The 25797-nt window shown below is 40.8% G+C and carries 29 protein-coding genes and 2 tRNA genes; 9 read left to right on the top strand and 22 right to left on the bottom strand.

What is annotated here, in order from left to right; genetic code table 11:
• Positions 1-543 precede the first annotated feature (543 nt).
• Both AAEU28_RS17240 and AAEU28_RS17235 read left to right on the top strand, forming a co-directional pair.
• A complete protein-coding gene (locus AAEU28_RS17240; protein WP_421965224.1) occupies positions 544-975 on the top strand; it encodes an AAA family ATPase in 432 nt (143 codons plus the stop codon).
• 141 nt (positions 976-1116) lie between these two features.
• Positions 1117-1356: a hypothetical protein gene (locus AAEU28_RS17235; protein ID WP_421965223.1), complete on the top strand. Its 240-nt coding sequence runs from the start codon at positions 1117-1119 to the stop codon at positions 1354-1356.
• 27 nt (positions 1357-1383) lie between these two features.
• On the opposite strand, the gene AAEU28_RS17230 is transcribed toward AAEU28_RS17235, so the two are convergent.
• Positions 1384-5964 (bottom strand): choice-of-anchor U domain-containing protein, encoded by a 4581-nt coding sequence (locus tag AAEU28_RS17230; RefSeq protein WP_421965222.1) that lies wholly within the window; start codon positions 5962-5964, stop codon positions 1384-1386.
• A gap of 99 nt (positions 5965-6063) precedes the next feature.
• Positions 6064-7260 carry a tyrosine-type recombinase/integrase gene (locus tag AAEU28_RS17225; protein WP_421965221.1) on the bottom strand — a complete coding sequence of 399 codons (1197 nt, stop codon included), beginning with the start codon at positions 7258-7260 and terminating at the stop codon, positions 6064-6066.
• A gap of 319 nt (positions 7261-7579) precedes the next feature.
• On the opposite strand from AAEU28_RS17225, the gene AAEU28_RS17220 reads away from it, so the two are divergent.
• The 5 genes from AAEU28_RS17220 (at position 7580) to AAEU28_RS17200 (ending at position 10323) form a co-directional block, all read left to right on the top strand.
• A complete protein-coding gene (locus AAEU28_RS17220) occupies positions 7580-8251 on the top strand; it encodes an OmpA family protein (protein WP_421965220.1) in 672 nt (223 codons plus the stop codon).
• A gap of 164 nt (positions 8252-8415) precedes the next feature.
• Positions 8416-8787 (top strand): rhodanese-like domain-containing protein, encoded by a 372-nt coding sequence (locus tag AAEU28_RS17215; protein ID WP_421965219.1) that lies wholly within the window; start codon positions 8416-8418, stop codon positions 8785-8787.
• 139 nt (positions 8788-8926) lie between these two features.
• A complete protein-coding gene (locus AAEU28_RS17210; RefSeq protein WP_058028574.1) occupies positions 8927-9361 on the top strand; it encodes a transcriptional repressor in 435 nt (144 codons plus the stop codon).
• Positions 9362-9430: 69 nt separating this feature from the next.
• Positions 9431-9898 carry a chemotaxis protein CheX gene (locus tag AAEU28_RS17205; RefSeq protein WP_138481578.1) on the top strand — a complete coding sequence of 156 codons (468 nt, stop codon included), beginning with the start codon at positions 9431-9433 and terminating at the stop codon, positions 9896-9898.
• Entirely contained in the window at positions 9895-10323 is a 429-nt protein-coding gene (locus AAEU28_RS17200) for a secondary thiamine-phosphate synthase enzyme YjbQ (RefSeq protein WP_421965218.1), read from the top strand. The genes AAEU28_RS17205 and AAEU28_RS17200 overlap by 4 nt, the downstream gene beginning before the upstream one ends.
• A 34-nt stretch (positions 10324-10357) precedes the next feature.
• On the opposite strand, the gene alr is transcribed toward AAEU28_RS17200, so the two are convergent.
• From alr to orn, 17 genes are all read right to left on the bottom strand, one after another.
• Positions 10358-11446, bottom strand: a complete 1089-nt coding sequence (alr, locus tag AAEU28_RS17195; RefSeq protein ID WP_421965217.1) for an alanine racemase — start codon at positions 11444-11446, stop codon at positions 10358-10360.
• Between the two features lie 45 nt (positions 11447-11491).
• Positions 11492-12871, bottom strand: a complete 1380-nt coding sequence (dnaB, locus tag AAEU28_RS17190; RefSeq protein ID WP_421965216.1) for a replicative DNA helicase — start codon at positions 12869-12871, stop codon at positions 11492-11494.
• 147 nt (positions 12872-13018) lie between these two features.
• A complete protein-coding gene (locus tag AAEU28_RS17185; protein ID WP_421965215.1) occupies positions 13019-13957 on the bottom strand; it encodes a DUF4097 family beta strand repeat-containing protein in 939 nt (312 codons plus the stop codon).
• Positions 13958-13967: 10 nt separating this feature from the next.
• Positions 13968-14444 carry a hypothetical protein gene (locus AAEU28_RS17180; RefSeq protein WP_421965214.1) on the bottom strand — a complete coding sequence of 159 codons (477 nt, stop codon included), beginning with the start codon at positions 14442-14444 and terminating at the stop codon, positions 13968-13970.
• Positions 14437-15000 (bottom strand): RNA polymerase sigma factor, encoded by a 564-nt coding sequence (locus AAEU28_RS17175; protein ID WP_421965213.1) that lies wholly within the window; start codon positions 14998-15000, stop codon positions 14437-14439. The genes AAEU28_RS17180 and AAEU28_RS17175 overlap by 8 nt, the downstream gene beginning before the upstream one ends.
• 174 nt (positions 15001-15174) lie before the next feature.
• Positions 15175-17007 carry a DUF7305 domain-containing protein gene (locus AAEU28_RS17170; protein ID WP_421965212.1) on the bottom strand — a complete coding sequence of 611 codons (1833 nt, stop codon included), beginning with the start codon at positions 17005-17007 and terminating at the stop codon, positions 15175-15177.
• Positions 17004-17540 carry a PilW family protein gene (locus AAEU28_RS17165; protein WP_421965211.1) on the bottom strand — a complete coding sequence of 179 codons (537 nt, stop codon included), beginning with the start codon at positions 17538-17540 and terminating at the stop codon, positions 17004-17006. Before AAEU28_RS17165 ends, AAEU28_RS17170 begins: the two co-directional genes overlap by 4 nt.
• On the bottom strand, positions 17524-17949 hold the full coding sequence (locus AAEU28_RS17160; protein ID WP_421965210.1) for a type IV pilus modification PilV family protein: 426 nt from the start codon (positions 17947-17949) through the stop codon (positions 17524-17526). The genes AAEU28_RS17165 and AAEU28_RS17160 overlap by 17 nt, the downstream gene beginning before the upstream one ends.
• Entirely contained in the window at positions 17940-18404 is a 465-nt protein-coding gene (locus AAEU28_RS17155) for a GspH/FimT family pseudopilin (protein WP_421965209.1), read from the bottom strand. The genes AAEU28_RS17160 and AAEU28_RS17155 overlap by 10 nt, the downstream gene beginning before the upstream one ends.
• A complete protein-coding gene (locus AAEU28_RS17150) occupies positions 18388-18813 on the bottom strand; it encodes a type IV pilin protein (protein ID WP_421965208.1) in 426 nt (141 codons plus the stop codon). The genes AAEU28_RS17155 and AAEU28_RS17150 overlap by 17 nt, the downstream gene beginning before the upstream one ends.
• Positions 18814-19079: 266 nt before the next feature.
• Complete coding sequence (gene rplI, locus AAEU28_RS17145; protein WP_138481601.1) at positions 19080-19532, bottom strand: 50S ribosomal protein L9; 453 nt, start codon at positions 19530-19532, stop codon at positions 19080-19082.
• 36 nt (positions 19533-19568) lie between these two features.
• Positions 19569-19796 carry a 30S ribosomal protein S18 gene (gene rpsR / locus AAEU28_RS17140; protein ID WP_010386263.1) on the bottom strand — a complete coding sequence of 76 codons (228 nt, stop codon included), beginning with the start codon at positions 19794-19796 and terminating at the stop codon, positions 19569-19571.
• Positions 19797-19807: 11 nt separating this feature from the next.
• The gene (gene priB, locus AAEU28_RS17135; RefSeq protein ID WP_421965207.1) at positions 19808-20131 is read right to left on the bottom strand and encodes a primosomal replication protein N; all 324 of its coding nucleotides are present in this window, start codon (positions 20129-20131) and stop codon (positions 19808-19810) included.
• A gap of 29 nt (positions 20132-20160) precedes the next feature.
• Positions 20161-20502, bottom strand: a complete 342-nt coding sequence (rpsF, locus tag AAEU28_RS17130) for a 30S ribosomal protein S6 (RefSeq protein WP_058028561.1) — start codon at positions 20500-20502, stop codon at positions 20161-20163.
• A 190-nt stretch (positions 20503-20692) separates the two neighbouring features.
• Positions 20693-20768 (bottom strand) — tRNA-Gly (locus tag AAEU28_RS17125).
• A 256-nt stretch (positions 20769-21024) separates the two neighbouring features.
• A tRNA-Gly gene (locus AAEU28_RS17120) sits at positions 21025-21100 on the bottom strand.
• Between the two features lie 269 nt (positions 21101-21369).
• On the bottom strand, positions 21370-21915 hold the full coding sequence (gene orn, locus AAEU28_RS17115; protein ID WP_421965206.1) for an oligoribonuclease: 546 nt from the start codon (positions 21913-21915) through the stop codon (positions 21370-21372).
• A 202-nt stretch (positions 21916-22117) separates the two neighbouring features.
• On the opposite strand from orn, the gene rsgA reads away from it, so the two are divergent.
• A complete protein-coding gene (rsgA, locus tag AAEU28_RS17110) occupies positions 22118-23176 on the top strand; it encodes a small ribosomal subunit biogenesis GTPase RsgA (RefSeq protein WP_421965205.1) in 1059 nt (352 codons plus the stop codon).
• 60 nt (positions 23177-23236) lie between these two features.
• Positions 23237-24094 (top strand): archaetidylserine decarboxylase, encoded by an 858-nt coding sequence (asd, locus tag AAEU28_RS17105; protein ID WP_421965204.1) that lies wholly within the window; start codon positions 23237-23239, stop codon positions 24092-24094.
• 297 nt (positions 24095-24391) lie between these two features.
• On the opposite strand, the gene rpmG is transcribed toward asd, so the two are convergent.
• From rpmG to radC, 3 genes are all read right to left on the bottom strand, one after another.
• Positions 24392-24547: a 50S ribosomal protein L33 gene (gene rpmG / locus AAEU28_RS17100; protein ID WP_005493124.1), complete on the bottom strand. Its 156-nt coding sequence runs from the start codon at positions 24545-24547 to the stop codon at positions 24392-24394.
• Positions 24548-24558: 11 nt separating this feature from the next.
• Positions 24559-24795 (bottom strand): 50S ribosomal protein L28, encoded by a 237-nt coding sequence (rpmB, locus tag AAEU28_RS17095; RefSeq protein ID WP_058028557.1) that lies wholly within the window; start codon positions 24793-24795, stop codon positions 24559-24561.
• 272 nt (positions 24796-25067) lie between these two features.
• Positions 25068-25742: a RadC family protein gene (gene radC / locus AAEU28_RS17090; RefSeq protein ID WP_421965203.1), complete on the bottom strand. Its 675-nt coding sequence runs from the start codon at positions 25740-25742 to the stop codon at positions 25068-25070.
• Positions 25743-25797: the final 55 nt, after the last annotated feature.

The raw sequence follows: 25797 nt of genomic DNA, 5'->3' as shown, positions 1-25797 counted from the left end.
AGATGATTTGCCAGTAGGCAAGCAAGAAGAGGCAATAAGCTTATTGCCACAAAGAGAAGAACGTTTTTAACTTCTTGTTTTCGTTGACTCGTCAACTGCAACTGCGAGTTTGCTTTCATCAAACACGTTAACACTAGGCGCATCTCTACTCGCATTCTGCGAGCGAAGTCACCCGCTTCCGAAGAACTTCGGAGACAATAAACGGAACCGTGTGACTCCGCTCGCCTACTCACTTGAGATGCGCTGAAAATCTTTCAGATTGCTACAGAACAAATTCAACTTCGTTAATTTATTCTTGCGCGATTCACTGCTTAACTTCGTTAAGTCTTTTTATTTCATTGGGCTTTGCCCAATGAGCTTCATTATCCATTCTGGCTATACTTACCTAAAAAGGCAGCCCCCTTAAAGGGGGGCTGCCTTTTTAGGTAAGTTGCAGCTAGGGAAATTCTCTTCACTTTGAGAATGTGCAGATAAACTCACACAATTTCGCCACAAGCAATCTTAGTTATTGGCTCAAACCTGTTATTAAATTAAGGAATAGAAATGAGCCAACTAGAATTAGATTTTAATGCCTTTGCAACTACCGACTTACTTTTAGATGAGCAAGTCGGGTTATGTATCAACAAATTACTATCAACAGATATACAACCTCCACAAGTGATCATACCGAACATCTTGATTGCTGGTGAAGCAACCATGTTAGCTGCTCTAGCAGGCGGCGCGAAAACCTATGTATCACAATTCGCAGCCGCATGTGTTGCAACTGGCAGTTCATTCTTAGGAATGCCCGCAGTACCGCCAGAGCCAGTGCTTTATGTTGACTCTGAACTAAGCCCCTATCAAATCCAACAGCGATTCAAACTCATATTTGGTTTCCTTGGTAAGCAACCTGAAAAAGGGTTTTTAAAAATTATCCATAAGCGCTCTTTTAAAAGTGGAATGCCCGATCTCACAAAGCCCAGCGGTTTTACGTAACTACAACCCGACATTAAAGCAGCGAAAGTCGTCATACTCGACAATCTGTCATCACTTTACCGTAGCGCTGAAGAGCTAATCCAGAACGATTGGAACTTTTATAACGACTGTCTAGATGAACTCCGAGAACAAAACAAAGCGGTGTTGGTACTGCATCATACAGACAAAGACTCTCGCAACTACCGAGGCCACTCAGAAATTGCTAGAGCTATTGATAACGTTCTTATTGCCGTGAAAGACAAAAAGGCAAGTAATGAACATAAAACGGTGGTGAATGTCAGAAAACCCAAAAGTCGTCATGGCGCTAATAATGAAGACTTATTGGCTTTTGAGTTTGGTTCAAAAACAGAAATGGACAAGTTCTTCTTTTTGAAAAGGTGAGACATCTCGCCTCACCATTTCTTTATATCAAAAATGTTTAAAACGTCTTCTATAAAGCCCTATAGCAACCATTAAGAATAACCAATGAGCCATACTGCCACCTCCGCCTAAATCACTTGTTGCCTCAGTGCTAGATGGCGTATTTGATGAGCTACTATCTTGTTTATTCATAACCTTAAACGTAACAACTTTGGTGACTGACTGGTTGCCATCTGAGACTATAAACTCAAGTGCATAGTCTTCATCAGAGTTAACCTCAGGAGCTAATACACTCAACTCACCATTTAAAGGCACATCGCCAAACGTAATAGTCTTTGAGCCTTTAAGCTGACTTAAGCTAATCTCTAACTCATCACCATCATTGTCTGAAGTAGCGATAATAAACTTAATATTTTGCCCTTCTTCAACACTGTTTACTTCCTGCCTCACCTCAAGCTTAGGTGCAGTGTTCTGAACTGGAACATCATTAACTTTTAATACAACTGAGCTAGTAACTTCAGAGTAACCATCGGACACTACTAGTTCGAGTTTTATATTTTCACTTCCAGTAACAATGCTCGGTGCAACAAAGCTAATAGTCATAGAAGTGTCACCTTCAAGCGAGATATTTTGCCCACTTATAACCTTCCATCTATAGGAAAGTTCATGGTTGTCAAAGTCACTCGCTTCTGCTGAAATCGTAACCTTTTGACTTTCATCGACCTCAAGAAACTCAATCAAAGCAATTTCTGGAGCAGAATTTAAAATCGCTAACACAGCTGGATCGACAATTTTACCATTAGCTTGACCATCATCATCGTTAAGTCCACCATCAACGATACTTAGCTTTATACAGTCATTTCCAGCAACAATTCCAACGTTCCAAGAACTAGAGTCAATCTCTGAACAACTATTATTAACGGATTTTGAAGTCGTAATACTACTTCCATCACTGGTATCAAATGCGACTAATTCCCCGCCTTCTTTTAGTTTTAAATAAACTTCATTACCTATAAGGGGTTTTGCTAAAGGTATAATTAGTTCTGCAACCGCGCCAATTTCAAGATCTAAAATTTCAAAGTCGATTATAGGTAGAGCATAGCCAATGGTAGCTTCAGCTTGTAATTGATAGCCAAGTGAATCTTCATATTCATCAATAGAGAGTGTTACATCTCTAGCTTCATTGAGCTTAACTTTCTGAGCCGTCTCACCTAAGGTAATGCGCAGTCCTTCAGAAACCTCTATTACCCTATCGCCAATTAACTGCTCATTAGGCTTTAAGCTCGAATCATCCAAATAATCAGCGATACCATCTCTATCCGAATCAGTAAAACCTTCTTGGCTATCTGCTATACCATCCCCATCTGAATCCTCACTCGACAATTCAGGTAGCTCGTTAACAACATTGAAATAGAAAGTATCTGAGCTTTTGAAGCTATCTTTAGTGTTCGATTCAATTAACTCTGAAGTTATCTTATGTACACCTACACCTAACCCAGAAACATCTAGCATCATAGGTTCATAAGATTCTAAGCTACCTTGGAATAGCTCTTTCTCATTCAAAGTAAGGCTTAACTTATGAGTATCATCTTTTTGTAAGTCGAACACATCTAATTCCAGATAAACACTTTCAGCATTCAGATGTATTAAGTTTATTACTTTACTATTTTGAGTCAGCATCGAAGTAATTACAGGAGCTGTATTACCCTTTACTGAAATAAGCATTTGCTTATTGTTATCACTCAATACAGCATTATCTTCATCTACATGAAGCAAGCGTAGAGAGTAATCTCCTTCAAACAATTCTGGTAATTGAATTTCCTCACTTATGTTGCCGTCTGTGATGCTAACTACATCACTAATGATGTTATTGCTTCCAGCTGAGTCAACTAATTCATAACTTATATTCACAGGGTATGTAATAGATTTACCTGATAGGTGAATTGTAACTTTTGATTCTCTTCCTTCTGAGATGACCTTTCTATCAGCAATCGATATTAGAGGGTTGATGCTTAATTCAAATGTTGCTTTTGCTACAACACCATTAGCATTACTCAATTCAAATACAACATTATGTATACCTGAAGTTCGTAAAGAGCCTTCTTCCACTTTTAAAAGTGAAATTCCAGTAATCCCTTTCGACTCCATTACACTCTCCAGAGCTTTCTGAATAAACGGCTCTATATTCGTCATAGAAGCGGTTGCATTTTCTGATATTTGAAGTCTACTTAGCTCGGTAATTACAGCTAATAATTCCTGCTCTTGTTCAACTTCATCATCAAGACCATTTCTATTTTTATCTTTTGCTTCAGATATGGGGTCAAATGGGAATGCATCTTTGTCATTTGATACACCATCACCATCAATATCGAGATCAGAATTATCTCCAATACCATCACCATCAAGGTCACTGGTTTCCGAGGCGTCTAGCGGAAATGCATCTTTTTCATCTTCAACACCATCGTTGTCGTCATCTCTATCCAGTAAGTCAGATATAAAATCTCCATCTGTATCAAGTGGGATTGAATTAGCATTAATAGTATCAGTACCATTCGCTCGTTCATCTTCATCACTGTAGCCATCATTATCATCATCAAGGTCTAATGTTAAACCTGAGTTTGCAATGCACTGTTCTTTACAGCTTGCTAGGAAGTCATCTGGCATGCCATCAGCATCTGTATCTACCGCTGCCGCTGCGTTGAATTGGAAAGCATCTGATGTATCTTCAATACCATCATTATCATCATCGCTATCCATTAAGTCTGAAATGAAGTCACCGTCAAAGTCTGCTGGCTTTGAACTTGTGTCTAAACTGTCAGTACCATTCACTCGCTCGTCTTCATCAGTATAACCATCATTATCATCATCAAGGTCTAATGTTAAACCTGAATTTGCAATGCACTGTTCGTTACAATGTTGGTTAAACTCATTTGGTAAGCCATCATTATCTGTATCAAGATAAGCTGCTGGATTCGTGGGGAAAGCATCAACTTCATCGATGAAACCATCATTGTCATCATCAATATCAATTGAATCGATTATTAAGTCATGGTCACTGTCAAAATCTTCAATCACTGAATCAAATTGACCTTGAAGGTTTAAAATAGCATTAGGTGGAGTTTTATCATGTAAATTAACAGAAAGGTTTCCTTCATTACCCTTTATATTTATTGCAAGGTCTCCACCCCCTGAATAGTATAAACTTTTGTTCTTTCGAAAAGCTAAAGCACCTCCAGGCGGTAAATGAACACTTAAACCATTCTGATAATATCCAACCGCAGCAAGATCAATTGGTGAGTATAAAGTATACTCTCCAACTTTTATTGAAGAAATAATATCAGTTCCAGCTACGTGCCCTTCATCTAAATACTCATCAGCAAAAGTTATCTGACCTTTTAGCTCTTCTCCCTCAAAGTCCAATTGCCTTACTTCAAATAAAGTGCCGCTCTGAGCAATGATTCTTCCACTAAAAGCATAGGCTTTTAATGGCTCTAAGATAACTAGTGGTATCGAGCCACTTTCTTCGTATATATCTAAAAAGCCATCGTTATTTATGTCATAGTCAAGTGTTAACCAAGTATTCTCCAAGCATTCAATATCACATGAATCGTGAAATACATCAGGCTTTCCGTCATTATCCTTATCTAAGGAAGCTTCTTTACTTCTAGGGAAAGCATCTTCCCCATCAATCACACCATCTTTATCTGTGTCTGGATTGAATAGATCAGTTCCATTGAAAATTTCATCAAAATCTGAGATACCATCTGAATCTAAATCTGTAATAAATGCATTACGAGCCTCAGGGTGAGGTGAATCTAGAAAAGGTGTGAACTCTATAAAACCTTTTAGTTCAAGCGTATCGTTTCTATCATGAATCATTTGCTCAATAATATCAGGAGCAGTTGTGCCCCAGAAATTGTTCGTGGCTATAACAGAGTCAGCATCGTACTTTAATTTTACTGCTACTCGGTCTGTTGAAATAAAGTTATTGAATTCAACAATAACTTTTGAATCATCATAATCCGCCCAAGATTGAATAGCATAACCTGTAGTATCATAAGGGTCGCCTGTTTGGTTGAAAAAGAAATTATTTCTAACATTTACTTCCACACCATTACTAACCCCAATGGAAATACCGCCAGTGTTAATGAAAGCATTGCCTTCAATCAGACTATTCGCAGTTGGATACCATAAATAAACATATTCGCTATTGGTTATAGTTGAGTTAGTTAATGTAAACTGGCCTGCGGCGTTACTAGTTGATGGAGAACTGTTATACAGCTTACTAGTAGTTATGTATGCATGGTCAATATTTAAATGACCATAGTTAGATTCAGATTCCTTTTTCACACCCAAATTTGAATCTCTAATAACTACAGGCTTAATTTCACTGCCTTCTATGTTCAAGTTTCCCCAAGAAAGTATTTTAGTATTAGATATTGTCACTCCGGCTTCAACAGTGAGAGTAACTCCTGAAGCTATTTGTACTTCACCTAAATTTGCATATGGGGAGTTTGCAACAGTCCAAGTAGTATCACTAGAAATTACAGTCACACTTGAAGCATTTGAAAAGAAAGATATTAAAAAGAACAAAAAGAAAAGGTTGTATTTTATAATTGATGCTATCAACTCAAATTCCCTTTTAACGCTGAAAGATAAAATAATAATAACAAAGTCAAAACCTTAAGAAAATACTTTGAGTAACTAGTCTTCACTGAAAACTTGACGTTAATCAAAATCAAGTTTCACAAAAGCACCATCTATCGCACTCCTCACCTGATCCACATTAGTATGGGCATAGATAATCGTATGCTTCAGCGATGTATGGCACAGTGCTTTTGATACTACACTAATGTCAGCCCCACTTTGTATTTGCCAAGTTGCAAAAGTGCGTCTTAGGTCATGTGGGCGAGGCCGAATATTAGGGTTTTCATGATATAAACCCGCTCGTGTTATCGCTTCTTTCCAAACCTTGTCACCACCTGTTATATAACCATATTTAGACTTGTTACGAGCAGGAAAAACAAATAGCCCTTCACCACAACGAACCTGTCTAGTGCTCAATATATCTAGTACAGCTTGATGAAGTGGAATTTCATAATGTTGGCGAGTTTTAGTCAGCGTCGCAGGGATGAGCCAAATTGCAGATGAGAGGTTTAAGTCAGTCCACTTCATAGACTTTACATTCGAAAGCCTTGCACCTGTGAATAAAGCAACACGATATATATCGGCTACATCTTGATCGGCAACTGTTTTTAATGCATCTAATAAACGTCCAGCCTCTTCATAGGTAAGGTAGCGATTGCGAGCGACACCCTGCATTTTCTTTATTCTGTCAAAGGGATTCGTTGATATACCAAGCTGCTCTTCATAGTCGATTACATAGTTAAAAGCGGCCTTTAGTACACTTACTACTTTATTGTGAGCACTGTACCCTTTAGCTTCTGTTTCTTTAAGAAAAGTCCGAGCAAACTTTTTAGATACTTCGGAGATGAAGCAACCCCCTATTTGACTTTTCACATGAGTGTTATATGCGACTTCCAAAGCATGAGTTCGACCTGCTACGGTTTTTCGATAATCTAACTCGTGCAACTTATACAGTTCAAACACGTCATTTATAGTAACGTACTTACTTGGCGCATGTTGCTGTTGTACTTCAAACTCACCATTACTTTGCCTTAACTCGCGTAATGTTTTATCTGCAAGAACCTTTGCCATTGAGAGGGTTATTTGGCCTACTTCACCAAGCTTACGTTTAATATCTTTACCATGACACTTAGCTCTGAAATAATAGCTCTTTCTGCCCGATGGTCGTACTTGCAACTTTAAATGTGAGTGATGACGGTCTGTGTAGATCTGAATGTGCTTTTTAACAGGTAAATTACTAACTAATTGGTCTGTGAATGATCTTGTTAATTCAGGCATGTTTCACCTTTGTTCCACTGGTTGAAGATTAAAAAAGGTGGAACAACGCGGCTCAAAGCCGCTAAAACGTGGGGTTAGGAAAGCCCGGAGACTCCTTAAATCATTGATCTATATTACTTTTTAGCTAAGGTGGGGCCACCATTTACTTCCGTGTTCATACTTCATTCAAATTCATCTTTTTATAATCATAGCTTTTTAAACTCATTACTCATATTACAATATACACGTTTTTAATGGCTTAAAGTCTAGTATCTAGGCACTAGCTCATTTCTAACTCTATGCGTTTATTTTAACCAAAACATCAAGTCGAGAAAATTACGTGAAAAAATTAGCAGTAGCACTCAGTGCATTAATTTTAGTTTCAGGTTGTCAAATGTCGCAGCGTCAAAATGCGACTACGGGTGAGGCCGAAACAAACTCAGCAACAAAAGGCGCCATTATTGGCGTAGTATCGGGTGCCATCGTAGGTTTAGCGACCGGTAAAGATGCTGATGATCGCAGAAAACGTGCGCTAATTGGTGCAACTACCGGTGGTGCGATCGGTGCAGGTGTTGGCTATTACTTTGATAAGCAAGAAGCTGCACTTCGCGAAGAGTTAATGAACTCTGGCGTTCAAGTTAAAAGAGTGGGTGAAGATAAACTCGTATTAATTATGCAAAACGGTATCGGCTTTGATTCTGGCTCAGACAAATTAAGCACTTCAATTTATCAGACACTAGATGGTGTTGCGAAAGTACTTGTTGAGTACCCTGATACGCAGCTATTAATCGAAGGTCATACTGACAGCTCAGGTAGCGAGTCTTTAAATAAAGCTCTCTCTGAAAAGCGTGCGAACTCAGTAAAGGCATACCTACAAAGCCAAAAGGTTGCTGCAAATCGTTTATTCACTGAAGGTCTGGGCGAGTCTCTACCTATTTGCGATAACAGCACCAAAGCTGGCCGCACTTGTAACAGACGTGTTGAAATCAGCATCTTCCCAGCGAAGAAGTAATTTCATTTCATACTTTAGCCCAGCTCTCACATAAGAACTGGGCTTTCTAATTTCCAATGTATTTCCCTTTAAGTCGCCTATTTTGCAAGATTTTCTTCTTGAATTTCTAAACCTTTTCTTCATTTTATATGTATGATTACTCAATATATGAATAGGAGATAACTATGCGCTTTTTTCTACTACTTTCAATACTGTTATGTAGTTTCGTTGCTTTAGGTAAAACTGAGCAAATATCTCAACAGGCACTGCTTATTAATCAAATGTCTGCAACACCACATCAAATTATCGATGTCAGAAGCCCTGAAGAATTTGCAGCGGGACATGTAAAAGGAGCTATTAACATTCCTTTTAATAAGATCGAACAGCACCAAGATTTACTCAATTCACTAAAACAAAAAACGCTTGTTGTATATTGCCGTTCAGGTCGTAGAGCGGGGATCTTTGAACGTACGCTGTCTAAAGATGGATTTAACCTTTTACACTTAAGCGGTGATATGAATGCTTGGCAGGCTGAGAGTTTGCCCACTGTGAAATAACACTTTAAGTTTTTATTTGCCCTCTTGTCACCACTTCAAGATGATTAAACATGCTGAGATATCGGAATAAATCATCACGAAAACAAGACTATTTTAAAGAATGTGATAGTATTGTTTGGCAGTGTAAGGATTTTAAAGTATGAATGTTGAACAATTAGTCGATAAAGCAAAACAAGTCTGTGATAACCGTGGCGCACGTTTTACGGCGATCCGTGAGAAAGTCTTCCGTCTACTTGCTGCTAAGCAAGGCGGCGTGGGTGCCTATGATCTTTTAGAAGAATTAAAAGTCTCTGAGCCTGGTGCTAAGCCAGCAACGATTTATCGCGCTTTAGACTTTTTATCTGAGCTTGGTTTTATCCATAAAATTGAAAGCACCAATGCATTTATGCTGTGTCATCATTTCGACCATATTCATCCTGTACAGTTGCTGATCTGTGATGATTGTGGGCATGTTGACGAGCTTCATTCAAGTTTAATTTCGCATGAACTGAATAACTTAGCGTCTGAGCGAGGCTTTCAGGTAAGTAACCAAACAATAGAAGCACATGGCAAGTGTGAAAAGTGTAAAGACTAAGTGCAGTTATGCAATTAAACCACTACACTTAACCTAGAACTGAATAATTAAGAATCAAGGGAACAGCACATGAAAGTAGAGTTCATAAACCCTTTTTTATCATCATTAATAAATGTCTTAGCAACCATGGCTCAAACAGAGCTGACACCTGGTAAACCAAAAATCAAAAAAGGTGAAGTTGCGCAAGGTGATGTTTCGGGCTTGATCGGCATGGTAGGCCCACAGACTAAGGGTTCTTTTTCTATTACCTTTGATGAGCAACTAGCACTAACAATCATGGAGCGCATGCTTGGCGAGCGCCCAGATGCAATTAATGAAGAAGTGACAGATATGGTGGGCGAAATCACTAATATGGTCACTGGCGGTGCAAAAAATTTACTCGGTGAAAAAGGCTATGACTTTGATATGGCAACACCGATTGTTGTGTCGGGTCCTGGTCATACTATTACGCATAAGTGTGAAGGCGCTAAAATTATTATGCCATTTACTTCAGCTGACGGTAATGCCAATATCGAGGTGAGCTTCGATAAGCTATGAGTTGGCAGCAAGCTAAATTCACCCTAGCTGCGAAGTCTCGCGGCTTTCACCTAATTACCGATGATATTCTCAAACAACTTCCTGAGATCCATAACTATCAAGTTGGCCTTTTGCATTTATTCTTGCAGCACACGTCTGCCAGTTTAACCATCAATGAAAATGCCGATCCGACCGTGCGTATGGACATGGAAAGCCACTTTAATCATTTTGTGCCTGAACGTCAGCCCTATTATAAGCATGACTATGAAGGTGACGACGATATGCCTGCACACATTAAATCAAGCACGCTTGGCTGCCAGATCACCATTCCAATTAGTCATGGGCGACTCATGCTGGGGACGTGGCAAGGTGTGTATTTAGGTGAACATAGAGATTATGCAGGCGGCAGAAGTATTATTGCCACCTTGTCTGGCGAACTTTATTGATTTCACATCAAAAAATAAGCGGCACATTGGTCGCTTATTTTTTATCCTTTATGTATTGGTAACTCACTCTCGGTGTGACATTACACAACAGTTCGTAAGGAATAGTGCTAGCACACTGTGCCACTTCTTCTACTGGTAAGTTTTCACCCCACATTTCAACTTCGTCACCGACCTGAACTGAGTCATTTTCTGCGCCAATATCTACCGTGATCATATCCATCGACACACTGCCGACAATGCCATATCGTTTGCCATTAATAACAACGGGTGTGCCTTCTTGCGCATGACGAGGATAACCATCACCGTAGCCCATGGCAACTACAGCTAGTTGTGTAGCTGTTTGACTCTGCCAACGACCACCATAGCCTACTCGCTCTCCTGCTGGAATAGCACGCTTTGCTATCACACGAGTTTTTAAAGACATCACCGCTGATAAACCATGCTCTGAGCCGACTGAGTCAAGCATAGGTGAAACGCCATATAGCATGAGTCCAGGTCTTATCCAGTCACCATGACTATCTGGCCAAGCAATTATGCCCGCAGAATTGGCTAAACAAGTTTGTTCGACTTTGTTGCCAACTAATTTGGAAAAATGTTGGATCTGAGAAAGCGTTTTTTCGTTATTAGTATCGTCAGCACAGGGGAAGTGCGTCATTAAACGTACGTCATCCTTAGCATTTTGAGTGGCTTTAAGGCGAGTATAAAATTGCTCTAGCTGTTCAGGCTCGATCCCTAAACGATGCATGCCGGTATCTATTTTAAGCCAAGTGGCAATCGGTGCATCTAAATTTGCCTGCTCTAGTGCAGTTAATTGATGCTCGTCATGAATGATGGTTTCGAAGTTATTCGCCAGTAAAATAGGTAAATCACTCGCTTCAAAGAAACCTTCTAATAAGACAATGGGTTTGGTAAGGCCACCAGCTCGAAGTGCCAAGGCTTCATCGATTCTGGCCACAGCAAATGCATCTGCCCCCTGCAAATGCTGTGCAATCGTCACCAAGCCATGCCCATATGCATTGGCTTTTAATACTGCCATCACTTTGCTATTTGGGGCAATTTTTTTAATGCGTGCGAGGTTTTGTTCCAGCGCGGTTAAGTTAATTTCTGCGGTTGCTAATCTCATACAGCCTCTCGTGTGCGACCTGCAAAAGTATTAAGCTGCTAGTGCTTAATACTCATCATCAAATGCAGGGCCTGCGTAATTGTCAAACCGAGAGAATTGCCCCTGGAAGGTTAACCTAACCTTACCAATTGGACCATTACGCTGTTTACCTATGATTATTTCTGCCACGCCTTTATCTGGGCTGTCTTCGTTATACACTTCATCACGATAGATGAACATGATTAAGTCGGCATCCTGCTCGATTGAACCCGATTCACGTAAGTCAGAGTTTACTGGGCGTTTGTCGGCACGTTGCTCTAGGGTACGGTTAAGCTGAGACAGCGCGATAACCGGGCATTGTAACTCCTTTGCTAGCGCTTTTAATGAACGAGAAATTTCGGCAATTTCAAGGGTACGATTATCTGACAAGCTTGGTACACGCATTAACTGCAAATAGTCGACCATGATCATGCTGATACCGCCGTGGTCACGAGCAATACGGCGTGCACGAGAGCGCACATCGGTTGGTGTTAGACCTGATGCATCATCAATATACATCTTGCCTTTTTCCATCAATAGACCCATGGTTGACGATAAACGCGCCCAATCTTCGTCATCTAACTGACCTGTACGTACCTTAGTCTGGTTAATTCGGCCTAAGGAAGCCAGCATCCTCATCATGATCTGTTCTGAGGGCATCTCTAGTGAGTAAATCAGTACAGGCTTGTCTTGCGTCATTGCGGCATGCTCAGCCAAGTTCATCGCAAAGGTGGTTTTACCCATTGAAGGACGCGCCGCTACAATGATTAAATCTGACGGCTGTAAACCAGCTGTCATTTGGTCTAAGTCGTTATAGCCAGAACTCACCCCTGTTACACCATCCTGCGGTGACTGATAAAGCTCTTCAATCTTATCGACTGTTTTTTCTAAGATTGAGTGAATACTTTGTGGGCCTTCAGTGCTCTTTGAGCGCTGCTCTGCAATTTTAAATACTTTACTTTCAGCTAAATCGAGTAATTCATGGCTATCACGCCCTTCAGGATTAAAGCCCGCTTCGGCAATTTCATTCGCAACCGTAATCATCTCACGAACAACCGCACGCTCACGTACAATCGAGGCATAAGCATCGATGTTAGCAGCACTTGGCGTGTTTTTAGCAATTTCAGCTAAGTAGGCAAAACCACCCACCGCACTCAGTTGATTATTCTTTTCTAGGCTTTCAGAAATAGTGATTAAGTCGATGGGTTGACTTTGCTCAACCAGCTTTTCCATCGCTTCAAAAATTAATTTATGCGTGCGAGTGTAAAAGTCTTGCGATACAACCAACTCAGCAACACGGTCAAACGCCTGATTATCAAGCATTAAACCACCAAGCACTGACTGCTCGGCTTCGATGGAATGAGGAGGAACTTTGAGGGTATCGACTTGATGATCTGGTTTAGCCATGGCACTACACAATCTGAAAGAATTAAGAGGAGTATTTTAGCCCCTAGCGAAGCAACTTAAAAGCGTAAAGCGACTTTCTCTAATTAAGGTAACACTAAAATTAGAAAAGGCCTCACTAGGAGGCCTTTTCTCACTGAGTATATTCGCTTAGTTTTTCTTTAATTCAATACGACCACTGACCGTATCAATTTCAACATCTGCATCACCGCCATTGAGAATAAACTCTAATTCACGTGACGGGCCATACTTGGCTTTCTTTACTTTATCGCTACTCAATTCATTGATAATACGACCACCAGAGTGTGCATCAATATCAAAGCGAGCTGACACGTCGCTCGGGAAATACAAGCGAACATCACCACTTACAGTATCCATATTAATACGTGCATTTGACTGAAGGGCTTTAACTTGCACCTTAATCTCGCCGTTCACTGTATTTAGACGCAAGTCCCTTAAAGAGGCCACTTTGAAGTCTACTTCACCGTTAACGTTTTCAAGACGAATATCTGTTGCTTCGGTGTCACTTTCAATATCACCATTCACGGCATTGAAGCGCAACTCACCTTTAGAGTTCATATCATTGATGTCACCGTTAACCGTTTCAAAGCGTAAGTCACCCGATAACTTGTTTGCGTCTACATTGCCATTCACCGTTTCTAGGCTTACTTTGCCTTCTAGCTGCGTCGCTTTGATGTCACCGTTAACCGTTTTAATACGTGCACCAGCTAATAATTCAGTCGCAGAGATATTCACATTTATGCCTTCAAAGCTCAACTCACTGTTTTTTGGCATGTAAATGGTCAGTTTAGAGCCATCGCCTTTGTTCCAACCTTTATAACGCTTTGGCATTTCAACAATAAACTCGGTGACAGAGCCATTGTTCTCAAGTTTATAACCTTTAGCAATATCATCGAGTGAGCCCGTAACCTTAAATTCTGACTTGTCCCAAGATTTAATGTCTACTTCACCGCGTTGGTTTTCAATTACAATCTTGCCATTGGCGGGGACTGAGATTTGCTTATCGATGGCTTCACCGGCAAAACAAGCAATTGGGAAAAATAGCAGTCCTGTTAATAGTTTTTTCATCTTTCTTCTCCTAAATTTGTTGCCAACTTGGTGCATGTACACGGTTGATTAAATCTAATTGCTGCTGATAAACCTGCGCGAGCATTTTCAGCAGCGCGGCATTTTCTGGGTCGTTTTGTAAGGCAAGCTTCACAGCTTGCTCGGCCTGCTCTAGTTCATCAAGTTGTTGCTGCCAGTCATTTGTTAAAGCTGGCTGTGCTTCGTACTGTACGAGTAATGCTTGTTTTTGCTGTTCGAATAGTGCACTTAAATCTCTCATCGTATTTTGTTCGGGACGCATTACACTCACATTCCATGCTAATAAGCCCGCAATAAAACACGCTGCAATCCCGGTTACTTTGGGCCAATACTGTTTATCATTGACACTGCTTTTAGCTGGTTCAGCAATTGCTCGCTCAATACCAGGCCATAAGTCGCGACTAGGCGCTACTTCACTTGGTTTTGCTAGCTCTTCTTTTAAGAAGTCGTCAAAGTTGACTTTACTCATGCTCGTACCACTCTTGTAATAATTGTCTTGCGCGATGATATTGCGACTTACTTGAGCCTACAGCCATGCCCAACATATTGCCTATTTCTTCATGGCGATAGCCTTCAACTGCATGAAGTACAAACACCAAGCGCGCACGCTCAGGCAAACGCAAAATTAGCTTGTCTAGCCCGTTTAACCCATTACACATGGCTAGGCTTTGTTCATCCATGCCGCTTTGTTCAAAGCTCACAACTTTTTGCAGCCAGTTTTTATGTTTGCGTAAATAACTAATGGCAATATTGCTCGTTACACTATGCAACCAAGTAGAAAACTTTGACTGCCCCTGAAACTGAGAAATTTTATGCCACAACTGTACGAATACTTCTTGCGTGACATCTTCTGCATGCTGTTGATCTGCTAGCAGCCTCAAACATAACGCAAATACAGGTTTTTCATGCTGACGGTAAAGCTGGGCAAACGCAGCCTGATCACCTTGTTGTACTCTGTATACTAGGTCATCTGTTTGCTCGTCTTTATTCGTATTCGAAAATGCCTGTTTGGCATCGATTAACATGACGTTATTCCTTTATCGGGTTTTTACCCAGTTTGGCGTTTTGCTTCATTGTTATTATCTAAGACGCCACCTTGGCTTAAAAAGGTTTAAAAGAAATTTAAAAATTTTGAAGAGACAGCATTACAAAGCAAAAATGGTTTTGCAATGAAATGCTATTAGTTGCATATTGTGCTGTTAGTCATCCGTGTTGTTATTATCAGTGTTAGAGGTCTCTCCTTCGTCTTCTTCTAGATCAGGCAAAGGTTTGGCCGGCTCAAAGAACCAGCCTTTAAAAATAAGCTGAGGTTTCTCATTGCTACCGCCGCCTGAACCAAAATTCACATCTTTCAGAGCCGAATCAAAATGCACACCACTGCCACCAGAAGAGTTGATAATTGAACCTCTAACAGTGCCATAAAGTTGTCCACTTCCTGAGAGCCTAACTTGTGTTAAAGGTGCATAGATTGTCGCATACATATCTGACGCACCTTTCACTTCAAAGCCATCACTACCAGAATATGACGAGAAAAAATTCAAACTAGGGATACCGCTTGTAGTTATGCCTTCTTTTTCTGTGATCACTTGTCCGCTGGCCCCTAAAATTACTTTTCCCGTGGTAAATACTGTTAAGCTACTGCCGTTTTTAATCGTTAATTTAGCATCACCATCAAGGATAAAGTTACCATCGACCAGAAAAATAACATCGCCGCCAGCAATGGTCATTTTACCATCGCTATACAACTTGAAATTCTTCATGCTAAACACACGCTCTTCGGTGGTTCCAGAAATGCCATGTTGCTGGCTTAAATTATCAAACAAGTAGATTTGTGCCGCTTGAGAGTTTAAATCAAACGCTTTTTGTCTACCATTATCAGTAAATAGAAGGCGACCTGTAGATGGTGTAAATTGATAAATCTGAGTCGCCCCCACTTCAAAATCACGCTTTTGCGCTTCCCCTTGCGCCATCACTTCAGGCATGTTTTTAGGTAAATCGAATGGATCACACTCTTTATTTGGGCGAGCAGGATCATAGTCTGGCGAACTTGGGTCATATACCTCGACCGGTTCAACTTCTGGATTCTTTTTAAAGTAAGCATTGGAGTAAGAAACATTATACGCAACAGTGCCATCAGAAAACTCGACACTATCTTGTACGTGTTCACTAGAAGGGAAACTCCCAGTCCCGCCATACATAATGTCGTAAGGGTCGTTTTTAGGATTGTTAATTTTACTTCCCCACTCCATCTTCGCATTACCGTTTGCTCTCACTACCCCATCAATTTCTCCACCGCGATGAATATAAAAACCGTTTGAGAAAACGTTCCCCTTAACTCGTACACCACTACCCCAAGAGATATCTACCCCTGTATTTGAGTGCACATTGCCTATTACTGGTGATGACCCTTTCAGATAAACGATACCCGAGGCTTTAACATCACCTTTTATCGGTGAATGGCCGTCAATTGTAACGCTTGAGTCACCAATCACAGTATTGACATGACCTGAAGAGTCTCGGTTAGTTTCAGAGTATGGGCCTTTACTAGAGTCATAACTATCAACGACACCGCTGCCTGATAAATTAACGCCTTTACATCCAGTAACAGCATGTTGAAAGGGTGATTTAACGTCTCCTGGTTTTAACTCAAAACGGGCAACAAGTTGTTGATTCGCATCACCATAATAGCGCTGACCTAGACTCGTAATTTCAAGTAACCCATCAGCATTTTTACTTAAGCGTGCTTTATAAACCGTGTCATCGCCTATATCACCGTTTCCGGCGTGTAAACCATGCTGATTGACTAAGTCATCGACGGTAAAGCTGCTGTTATCTGATACAGCCTTTTGCAACTTTTTTGCCGCAGTAAAAATACCTTTTTCAGCGAGTAAACGTGCATTCATATCTTTTTGAAAGTTGCCCGTTAAACGCTCTTGGATCACAGTTTCTTTAAGTGCACCAAACACCACGACACTGGCCATCGTGCTCATTAACATGACTTTGATTAACGTGAACCCTGACTGCTGCTTCATACGCTTTCCTTAAATGCTTCGAGCAGAATTAATTGCGTGGTGGCAATATCTATTTGCAGCCCTACTCCAAAGTAACTTGGCATATTTAGCGGTTTGACCGTCACACTGACTAGATGATTATTATATGCAAAGTTAATCGCTTCTATGCCCTTGAGCAGTTGTACCGCGCCGTTACCATCACCAATGTCACAGGTTAAAAAACCATTTTCAAGTGCATAAGTTTCCGTGTAATCCACAACTGGGGTCGTGCCTTGGCAAGATAATACATTGGCTAGTTGCTGAAATTGAATCGTCAAAGGGGCTGCGCTAATTATAGGCTCACTGTTCGTTTGCTTAACACTACGCGTAAATACTTGGCTGGTATAACGGATCACCTCTTGTGCATCCGAGAGCTCTTGGGTCATTCTTACTGTGCTTTTTATCGCCGAATAAGACATGGCAACGCCTGCCAGTAGAAACAAGCCGACCGCCATCGCCACCAACATCTCAAGTAATGTATATCCTGATTGTCTCGCTTTATGGGTTACACACATTCGGTACCTCTACGAAACTTGCATTTAATGTGACCTGATTAAGCAGCTGCTTTTGAGCCTCCTCTGGCACACGTAAATCTTGCCATGCCACAGTGATGGGCATCTCATCACTATAAGCCCCTGGTAATGTTAAAGCGTACCTAAATGATAGACTGTCGGGTGGCTGTAACGACTCTCTAAATGCTTGCTCTGTAAACTTTGATGGTGAGTTATGCTGTATTTCACAAAGCTCAGGCCACATGCGCTCGATCGCATTCTGCGCCTGCACAAGAGAGACGGTATAATCAAAGCTATTATTGGCAAACTGCAGTGACTTCAGCTGTGTTACACCCAAACCAATCAGCGCTATGCTCGCAATAAACATAGACACCAATACTTCTAGCAATGAAAAACCAGCATTTACGCGCAATTTTCTTCTGCCTTACCTAACCAACTTTGTCCACTACGCAAAATACATAAACGATAATCGTCGGTATTTGTATCGTTATCAGAGATTAAAATATTGCTTTGTAAATTTAATTCACCCGTTGAACGTATCATACGATCGACCAGCTCTGCATTGACTGTTGGGTAATTGGAGTCGAACTGCCGTAACGTCTCCCTGCCACCTGCGACTTCAATTTCTACTAACCAAGAAGTGTCTTGTTTAGTAAGAATAACTGTTTGGGCTCGCTTTACCGCTTCACTTCTAGCGTAACGATATACAGCGTTTAATTGATTGGCTGTTTTAGTCAGGCGTTCTTGTTTTATAAACTGAGCAAATGACGGAGCGGCTAGCATGGCTAAAATACTCACTAAACCAAGCGTGATTAATAACTCAATCATAGTAAAGCCGCGTGACTTTTGCTTATTTCCAGCAGTCATTGCCATTCCCACTTGCTGTTGTTTGTCCTGCTTGGTTGATAGACAAGTCACCGCATCTGTCAGTCGCTTGTACACTACCCGCTTTTGGTCTAGCACTTAACACGAACCCTAAGCTTCTGAAATTTGCAGCACCAGCAGGCTTGTTCGTGTGTCGATAAGTGAAATCATAAAATACTGAATTTGGTAAATCGTTAAATTGATCACTATCTGGGTAACCACCATTTCTTGAATAAATTCGCTCTAAAATTGCCGCAGTTTGCAACATGGCTTGTTGTGCATCTGAACGATGCCCATCTTGGATATACCTTTGATAAGACGGATACGCCAGTGTCGTTGTAATCGCAACAATTGCAACCACAATTAACAGCTCAATCAGCGTAAAACCTTTTGTATTTACTCTAGAATTCATACTCTACCCACAATAAAACAGCGCTGTCATTTTTAACACAAAGCTAACAAGAAACAAAATCTAAACTTGTTCTTAGCTATGACAAAATATGCAGTCAAAATACCACATTATATATGTATATGAAAAAGGAACGGATTACATGTGATTACACTGTATACCGTTAACTCAGATCCGTGAGATGTTTATATGAAGAGAGAGTGTGATAGTTTTTATTTTTTATATAAAAACCGCGTGCCAAAACACGCGGTTTATAACTTAATCAGAGATTAAGCTTCAGCAATAACGATTACTTTGATAGTAGCAGTTACGTCTGAGTGTACAGAGATTGCAACGTCAAATTCGCCAGTCTCACGGATAGTACCTAGAGGTAGACGAACTTCTGATTTAGCAACTTCAACACCAACAGCTGAGATAGCGTCAGCGATGTCACGTGTACCGATAGAACCGAATAGCTTACCTTCGTCACCAGCTTTAGATACTAGAGTAACTTCAGCTAATGCTTCTAGCTTCTCAGCGCGTGCTTGAGCAGCTGTTAGTTCTTCAGCAATCTTCGCTTCTAATTCAGCGCGACGAGCTTCGAAAGTTTCGATGTTAGCTTTAGTCGCTGGAACTGCTTTACCTTTAGGGAATAAGAAGTTACGAGCGAAGCCAGATTTAACTGCAACTTGGTCACCTAAGTTACCAAGGTTTGCGATCTTGTCTAGTAGAATAACTTGCATGTTTCTACACCTTTTAAAAACGAGTTAATCCGCTGCTTACTTATGTAAGTCAGTGTATGGAAGAAGGGCTAGGTAGCGAGCACGCTTGATAGCAGTTGCTAGCTGGCGCTGGTATTTAGCGCTAGTACCTGTGATACGGCTAGGTACGATTTTGCCACTTTCAGTTACATAGTTTTTAAGAGTAGCTAGATCTTTGTAATCGATTTGTTGTACGCCTTCCGCTTTGAAACGGCAGAACTTACGACGTCTGAAATAACGTGCCATGAGTAATTTCCTCAATTAATTCTTTCAATATGTTGTGCATGTAAAACAAGTTGACTTAAACCATTTCGGTTTTCGTGACGATTTAAAAAACCGCGTACTTGTATTGCCTGCCCAACGTATAAATGCTGTGTTTGATTCTGTAATTGTGCACCGCTTGCAACCACACTTAGACGAACATAACTATTTCTATTTAGTTCGGCTTCGACTTGCATTGATTTGTGCTCAAGTACAAACGTGCAATGTGGAATACCAGCTGGGCTTTGACTAAATTTGGGTGTTTTACAAACCGTACCCGAGAGCACATATTGGTTTGTATACAGATCTGGCTGTGCCACCTATTTAATCAATCCAGATTCAATAACGATTAAGCAGAAGCTGCTTCTTTTTTCTCTTCTTTAACAAGAGGAGACGCTTCAGTTACAGCGTTTTTAGTACGCATAACTAGGTTACGTAGCACTGCATCGTTGTAGCGGAAAGAAGTTTCAAGCTCGTTGATTACTTCAGTTGGTGCTTCAACGTTCATTAGAACATAGTGTGCTTTGTGAAGCTTTTCGATTGGGTAAGCCAGTTGACGACGACCCCAGTCTTCTAGACGGTGAATTTGACCACCAGCTTCAGTGATAGAACCAGTATAACGCTCGATCATACCAGGTACTTGCTCACTTTGATCTGGGTGAACCATGAATACGATTTCGTAATGACGCATGGATATTCCTTACGGTTAATATAGCCTTGTCCCGTTTCGGCCAGTCGGGGGAAGGCAAGGAACTAAATGTGATAGCCGAAATGAGCGCGTATTCTACGTTGAGTTGGGAATTTTAGCAATGAAAAAAGCAAGAAAAGACTAATTATTAATCAGGTTATAAGTGAGTAAAGATATATTTGAAGAAGAAGATTGGAGCGGCACACGAGGTTCGAACTCGTGACCTCGACCTTGGCAAGGTCGCGCTCTACCAGCTGAGCTAGTGCCGCATTCCATATTTAGCTCTTGATTTGTTTGTAATATCGCAAAGGTCGCGTCTATTACCCGAAGCAGCTGAGCTAGTGCCGCATTCCATATTTAGCTCTTGATTTGTTTGTAATATCGCAAAGGTCGCGTCTATTACCCGAAGCAGCTGAGCTAGTGCCGCATTCCATAGATAACCCGTGATTTTTAGCAGCTGAGTTAGTACTGCATATATAACTAGTCTGAAACTAATTAACTTGTATAAAAACAAGATTTAGAAGTTGGAGCGGCACACGAGGTTCGAACTCGTGACCTCGACCTTGGCAAGGTCGCGCTCTACCAGCTGAGCTAGTGCCGCATTCCATAGTTAGCTCTATATTGTTAGTAACATCGCAAAGGTCGCGTTTATTACCTGGAGCAGCTGAGCTAGTGCCGCATTCCATAGTTAGCTCTATATTGTTAGTAACATCGCAAAGGTCGCGTTTATTACCTGGAGCAGCTGAGCTAGTGCCGCATCACAATATTTAGCAATATAATTGCTGCGCTTTAAAACAAGAAACCCCGCAGAGTTACTCTCTTAAGCGGGGCAGGATTCTACAATAATGCAGGTGCTTTGCAAGCAGTTTTTTAAAGATTAAAGAACTTTTCTTTGTAAATCTTTAATTCCATTATTGAATCTTTTATGTCGTCTAGGGCCAAGTGTGAGCTTTTCTTTTTCACTTGACCTAGTAACTCAGGCTTCCAACGACGTGCAAGTTCTTTCACTGTACTCACATCTAGGTTGCGATAGTGAAAGTAAGCCTCAAGTTCAGGCATATACTTATTTAAAAAGCGGCGGTCCTGACCAATCGAATTACCACACATAGGCGAACTACCTGGTGGTACCCACTCTTTTAAAAACTCTAAAGTTTGTGCAATGGCATCGTCTTCAGTGAACTTACTGGCCTTACAGCGTGCTGTCAAACCTGAACGACCGTGTTGATTGGTACACCATTCGTCCATGTTATCTAACAAGTCATCACTTTGATGAATAGCAATAACAGGGCCTTCAGCTAATACATTTAAATCGCCGTCAGTAATAACCGTAGCAATTTCTAAGATTTTATCTGTTTTAGGCTCTAAGCCCGTCATTTCAAGATCTAGCCAGATCAAATTTGATTCATTAAAAGACATAAACTACCTTAGCGGTACTTCCTTTAGATCCAATGCAATTAGATATATCATATTAGCTTCACTTGTTTACCTAAAGCTTTTTTTTTAAAAGCGCTTAATTAAATTGAGTTATAGCCCATTTAAGCCATGCTCACAAAGTAAACAGGGTGATTTTAGGCAATTTTATTAATTGCAATTTTGATCAGTGACAAGCTAAGTAACTATGGCAAAACAAAAGAAACTCAGTAAAGGCCAATCCCGTCGGATCAGTGCCAACCATCAAAAACGCTTGCGTAAAGCTAAACAGCAGCATGGCGAGCAACAAGATACCCAGTGGCAAACCGACAATTTAGGTCCAACTGAAAATGCAGTGGTGATCAGCCGTTTCGGCCAACATGCCGATATAGAAACGTCTGATGGCGAAGTTTTGCGCTGTAACATTCGCAGAACCGTTGGCGGCTTAGTATGTGGTGATGAAGTATTCTTTCGTCGTGCAAAGGTCAGCGATGGCGACTTAGCTGGGGTTATCGAAGCCATTGAAGAGCGCCGTTCGCAACTTACCCGACCTGACTTTTATGATGGCGTTAAAGTCGTTGCAGCAAACATTGACCAAATTTTAATGGTGTCTGCAATTTTACCTGAATTCACCCCACAGATTATCGACCGATATTTAGTGGCTTGTGAAGATATGGGTATCGAGCCCATTTTAGTGCTCAATAAAATCGACTTGATTGATGACGAAGGTCTAGAGTTCATTAACGAGATTTTAGATATCTATCGTGAATTAGATTATAAAGTTCACCTTGTCAGTACTAAAACCGGCGAAGGTATTGACGCGCTGAAGCAAGTATTAGTGGGTAAAAATAACATCTTTGTAGGCCAATCTGGGGTTGGTAAATCAACACTGGTTAATACCGTATTGCCTGATGCGGATATTCTTACCAAAGAAGTCTCTGAAAATAGCGGTCTAGGTCAGCACACCACGACTGTGTCACGATTACATCACTTACCTAGCGGCGGAAACCTGATTGATTCACCGGGGATCCGTGAGTTTGGTTTATGGCACTTAGATGTTGAACGCGTAACTTGGTGCTTTAAAGAGTTTCGTGAGTATATAGGCGGCTGCCGTTTTAGAGATTGTAAGCACCTCAATGACCCTGGATGCATTCTGGTCGAAGCGGTTGATGAGGGAAAAATTACAGAACTACGTTTTGACAGCTACCACCGTATTCTAGAATCAATGGCTGATGGCCGCGCGGGTGCTCGTGCGCCAAGAGTTTAAAAAATTTACAGTTTATATGTTAGTATCTGCGCTAATTATTTTTAGGAATTTATAGTCCCCATGGATAAATTTAAAATTGCCATGCAATACGCCATGCCTAAGCATGGGATCTCTCGCCTAGTTGGTAAGTTAGCTGCTGCTGAAGCAGGCTCCGTGACAACTTCTTTAATTAAGGCATTTATCAAGCAGTATAAGATTGATATGAGCGAGGCACTTTACGAAGATCCTGCGCACTATAAAACCTTTAATGAGTTCTTTACTCGCCCATTAAAACCAGGCATTCGCCCGTTAACAGAAGACGAAAGCATCATTACTCACCCTGTAGATGGCGCTATCAGCCAGTTAGGCGATATTGTTGATGGTCAACTTATTCAGGCTAAAGGTCATAACTACAGCGTACAAGACTTACACGGTGGTGATAAAGACGATGCAGACCCGTTTATGGGCGGTAAGTTTGCCTGTATTTATTTGGCACCAAAAGACTATCACCGTATCCATATGCCAATTGACGGCACATTGCGTAAGATGATTTACGTACCGGGCGATTTATTCTCGGTAAATCCACTTACAGCGAAAAATGTGCCTAACTTGTTTGCGCGTAACGAGCGTGTCGTGGCTATTTTCGACACCAAAGTGGGCCCACTGGCGATGACTTTAGTCGGTGCAACCATTGTAGCAAGCATCGAAACGATTTGGTCAGGTACAGTTACACCACCTGCAGGTCGCGACGTCATGACATGGAATTACCCTGTTGAAGGCGACAAAGCGATCCATTTAAAGAAAGGTGATGAAATGGGCCGCTTTAAGCTAGGCTCAACAGTCATTTTAGCTTGGGGTAAAGATCAAGCTGACTTCTTAGATAGTGAGCAACCTGAAACGGTAACTCGTATGGGCACACCATTCGCGACAATTAAATAATACTAATTAAACTTTAGCTAATTAGTATTATACCAATACTCAATCATTTTGAGGGACTAAAACTGACGCTAGCTTCGTTAAAAATTTTTTATTTAGAACAACTAAACAGCAAAAATTTTGCCTAGCTATCGAACCGTTTTCCTTGCCTCAAAATAGCTCGCTTAATTAAGAGTATTGGTATGAATAGAAAAGCCATCATACTTTGTATTGATGGCTTTTTTTAAATCTAGAAACTCGCTTTATTTAAAAACAAAAAACCCAGCCGAGGCTGGGTTTTTGAATTCTTTAAAACTAAAATTACTTGATTTTAGCTTCTTTGAAAATCACGTGCTTACGTACTTTAGGATCGTACTTTTTGATTTCCATTTTTTCAGGCATGTTACGCTTGTTCTTGTCGGTAGTGTAGAAATAACCAGTACCAGCAGTTGAAACTAAACGGATCTTATCACGCATGATTCAGCTCCTTAAACTTTTTCGCCGCGAGCACGGATATCTACTAATACCGCGTCGATGCCTTTTTTATCGATAATACGCATACCTTTAGTAGTAGTACGTAAAGTAACAAAACGTTTTTCGCTTTCAACCCAGAAACGGTGCGTTTGTAGGTTAGGTAGGAAGCGACGCTTAGTAGCGTTGCGCGCGTGTGAACGGTGGTTACCTACCACTGGGCGCTTACCTGTAACTTGACAGACTTTAGACATGTCTATATATCTCCAATAACTTCGCTCGAGCTTAATTTTCCCTTGGGCCTTAACTGTTTGCCCTGGGGTAAATCAGAGGGCGCTCTTTATACAGCATTAGCAGGCAAAGATCAAGGATCTAGTCCTATCAATCAGCTCATATGTAAATTTGATAGCGGCCAATTATAATGATCGAATCGTGCTTAGGAAAGTAAAAACTGCATTTAAATTAAACTAATTTGCAATATTTTGAGCAAAGCTGCGTTTTTTAACGTTTTCTTTCTGTAAATCACTTAAATCAAGCCTCGCTGTGCAAAAGATATGCAGCGATTCCCTGCGACAATAAGGTGATCTAATACGTGAATGTCCACTAAAGCGAGGGCTTTTTGCAATTTTTGGGTAATTAACTTATCTGCTTCGCTCGGCTCAGCAATACCACTAGGGTGATTATGCGCAAAAATTAATGACGCCGCATTATGCTTCAATGCCGCTTTTACCACTTCTCTAGGATAAACACTCGCCGCGTTTATGGTGCCATTAAATAAAATCTCGTCATGAATAAGTTGATTCTGGTTATCTAAATACAGCGCCATAAACACTTCGTGCTCTAACCCTTTTAATTGCAAACACAGGTAGTCATTAACTGCATCAGGTGACGTAAATACCGTGTCACGTAAGCATGCTTCACGCATGTAACGTTTGCTTAACTCAAGCACCGCTTGTAATTGTACATATTTAGCCTCCCCCAAACCCTTCAAAGCAGAAAACTCTTTTAGACTGGCATTAAATAAGTTTTGTAATGACCTACTTTGCGTTAGTAGTGATTCTGCCAATTCAATGGCATTCATGCCGGCGATACCAGTTCTTAAAAATATTGCCAAAAGCTCTGCATCACTTAGTGAGTGCGGGCCTTTTTTCAGTAACTTTTCTCTCGGTAGGGTGTGTTTTGGTAATGCACTCAATTGCATAGTTTGTCCTTAATTCCTTTGTTCCTAGGCTCTAAAGTGTAGTCGAAGGCATATA

Origin of the sequence: Pseudoalteromonas sp. SS15, assembly GCF_049257195.1 — a bacterium.
GTDB lineage: Bacteria > Pseudomonadota > Gammaproteobacteria > Enterobacterales > Alteromonadaceae > Pseudoalteromonas.
The sequence above is the reverse complement of the archived record's forward strand: the minus strand, read 5'-3'. Positions and strand labels throughout refer to the sequence as shown.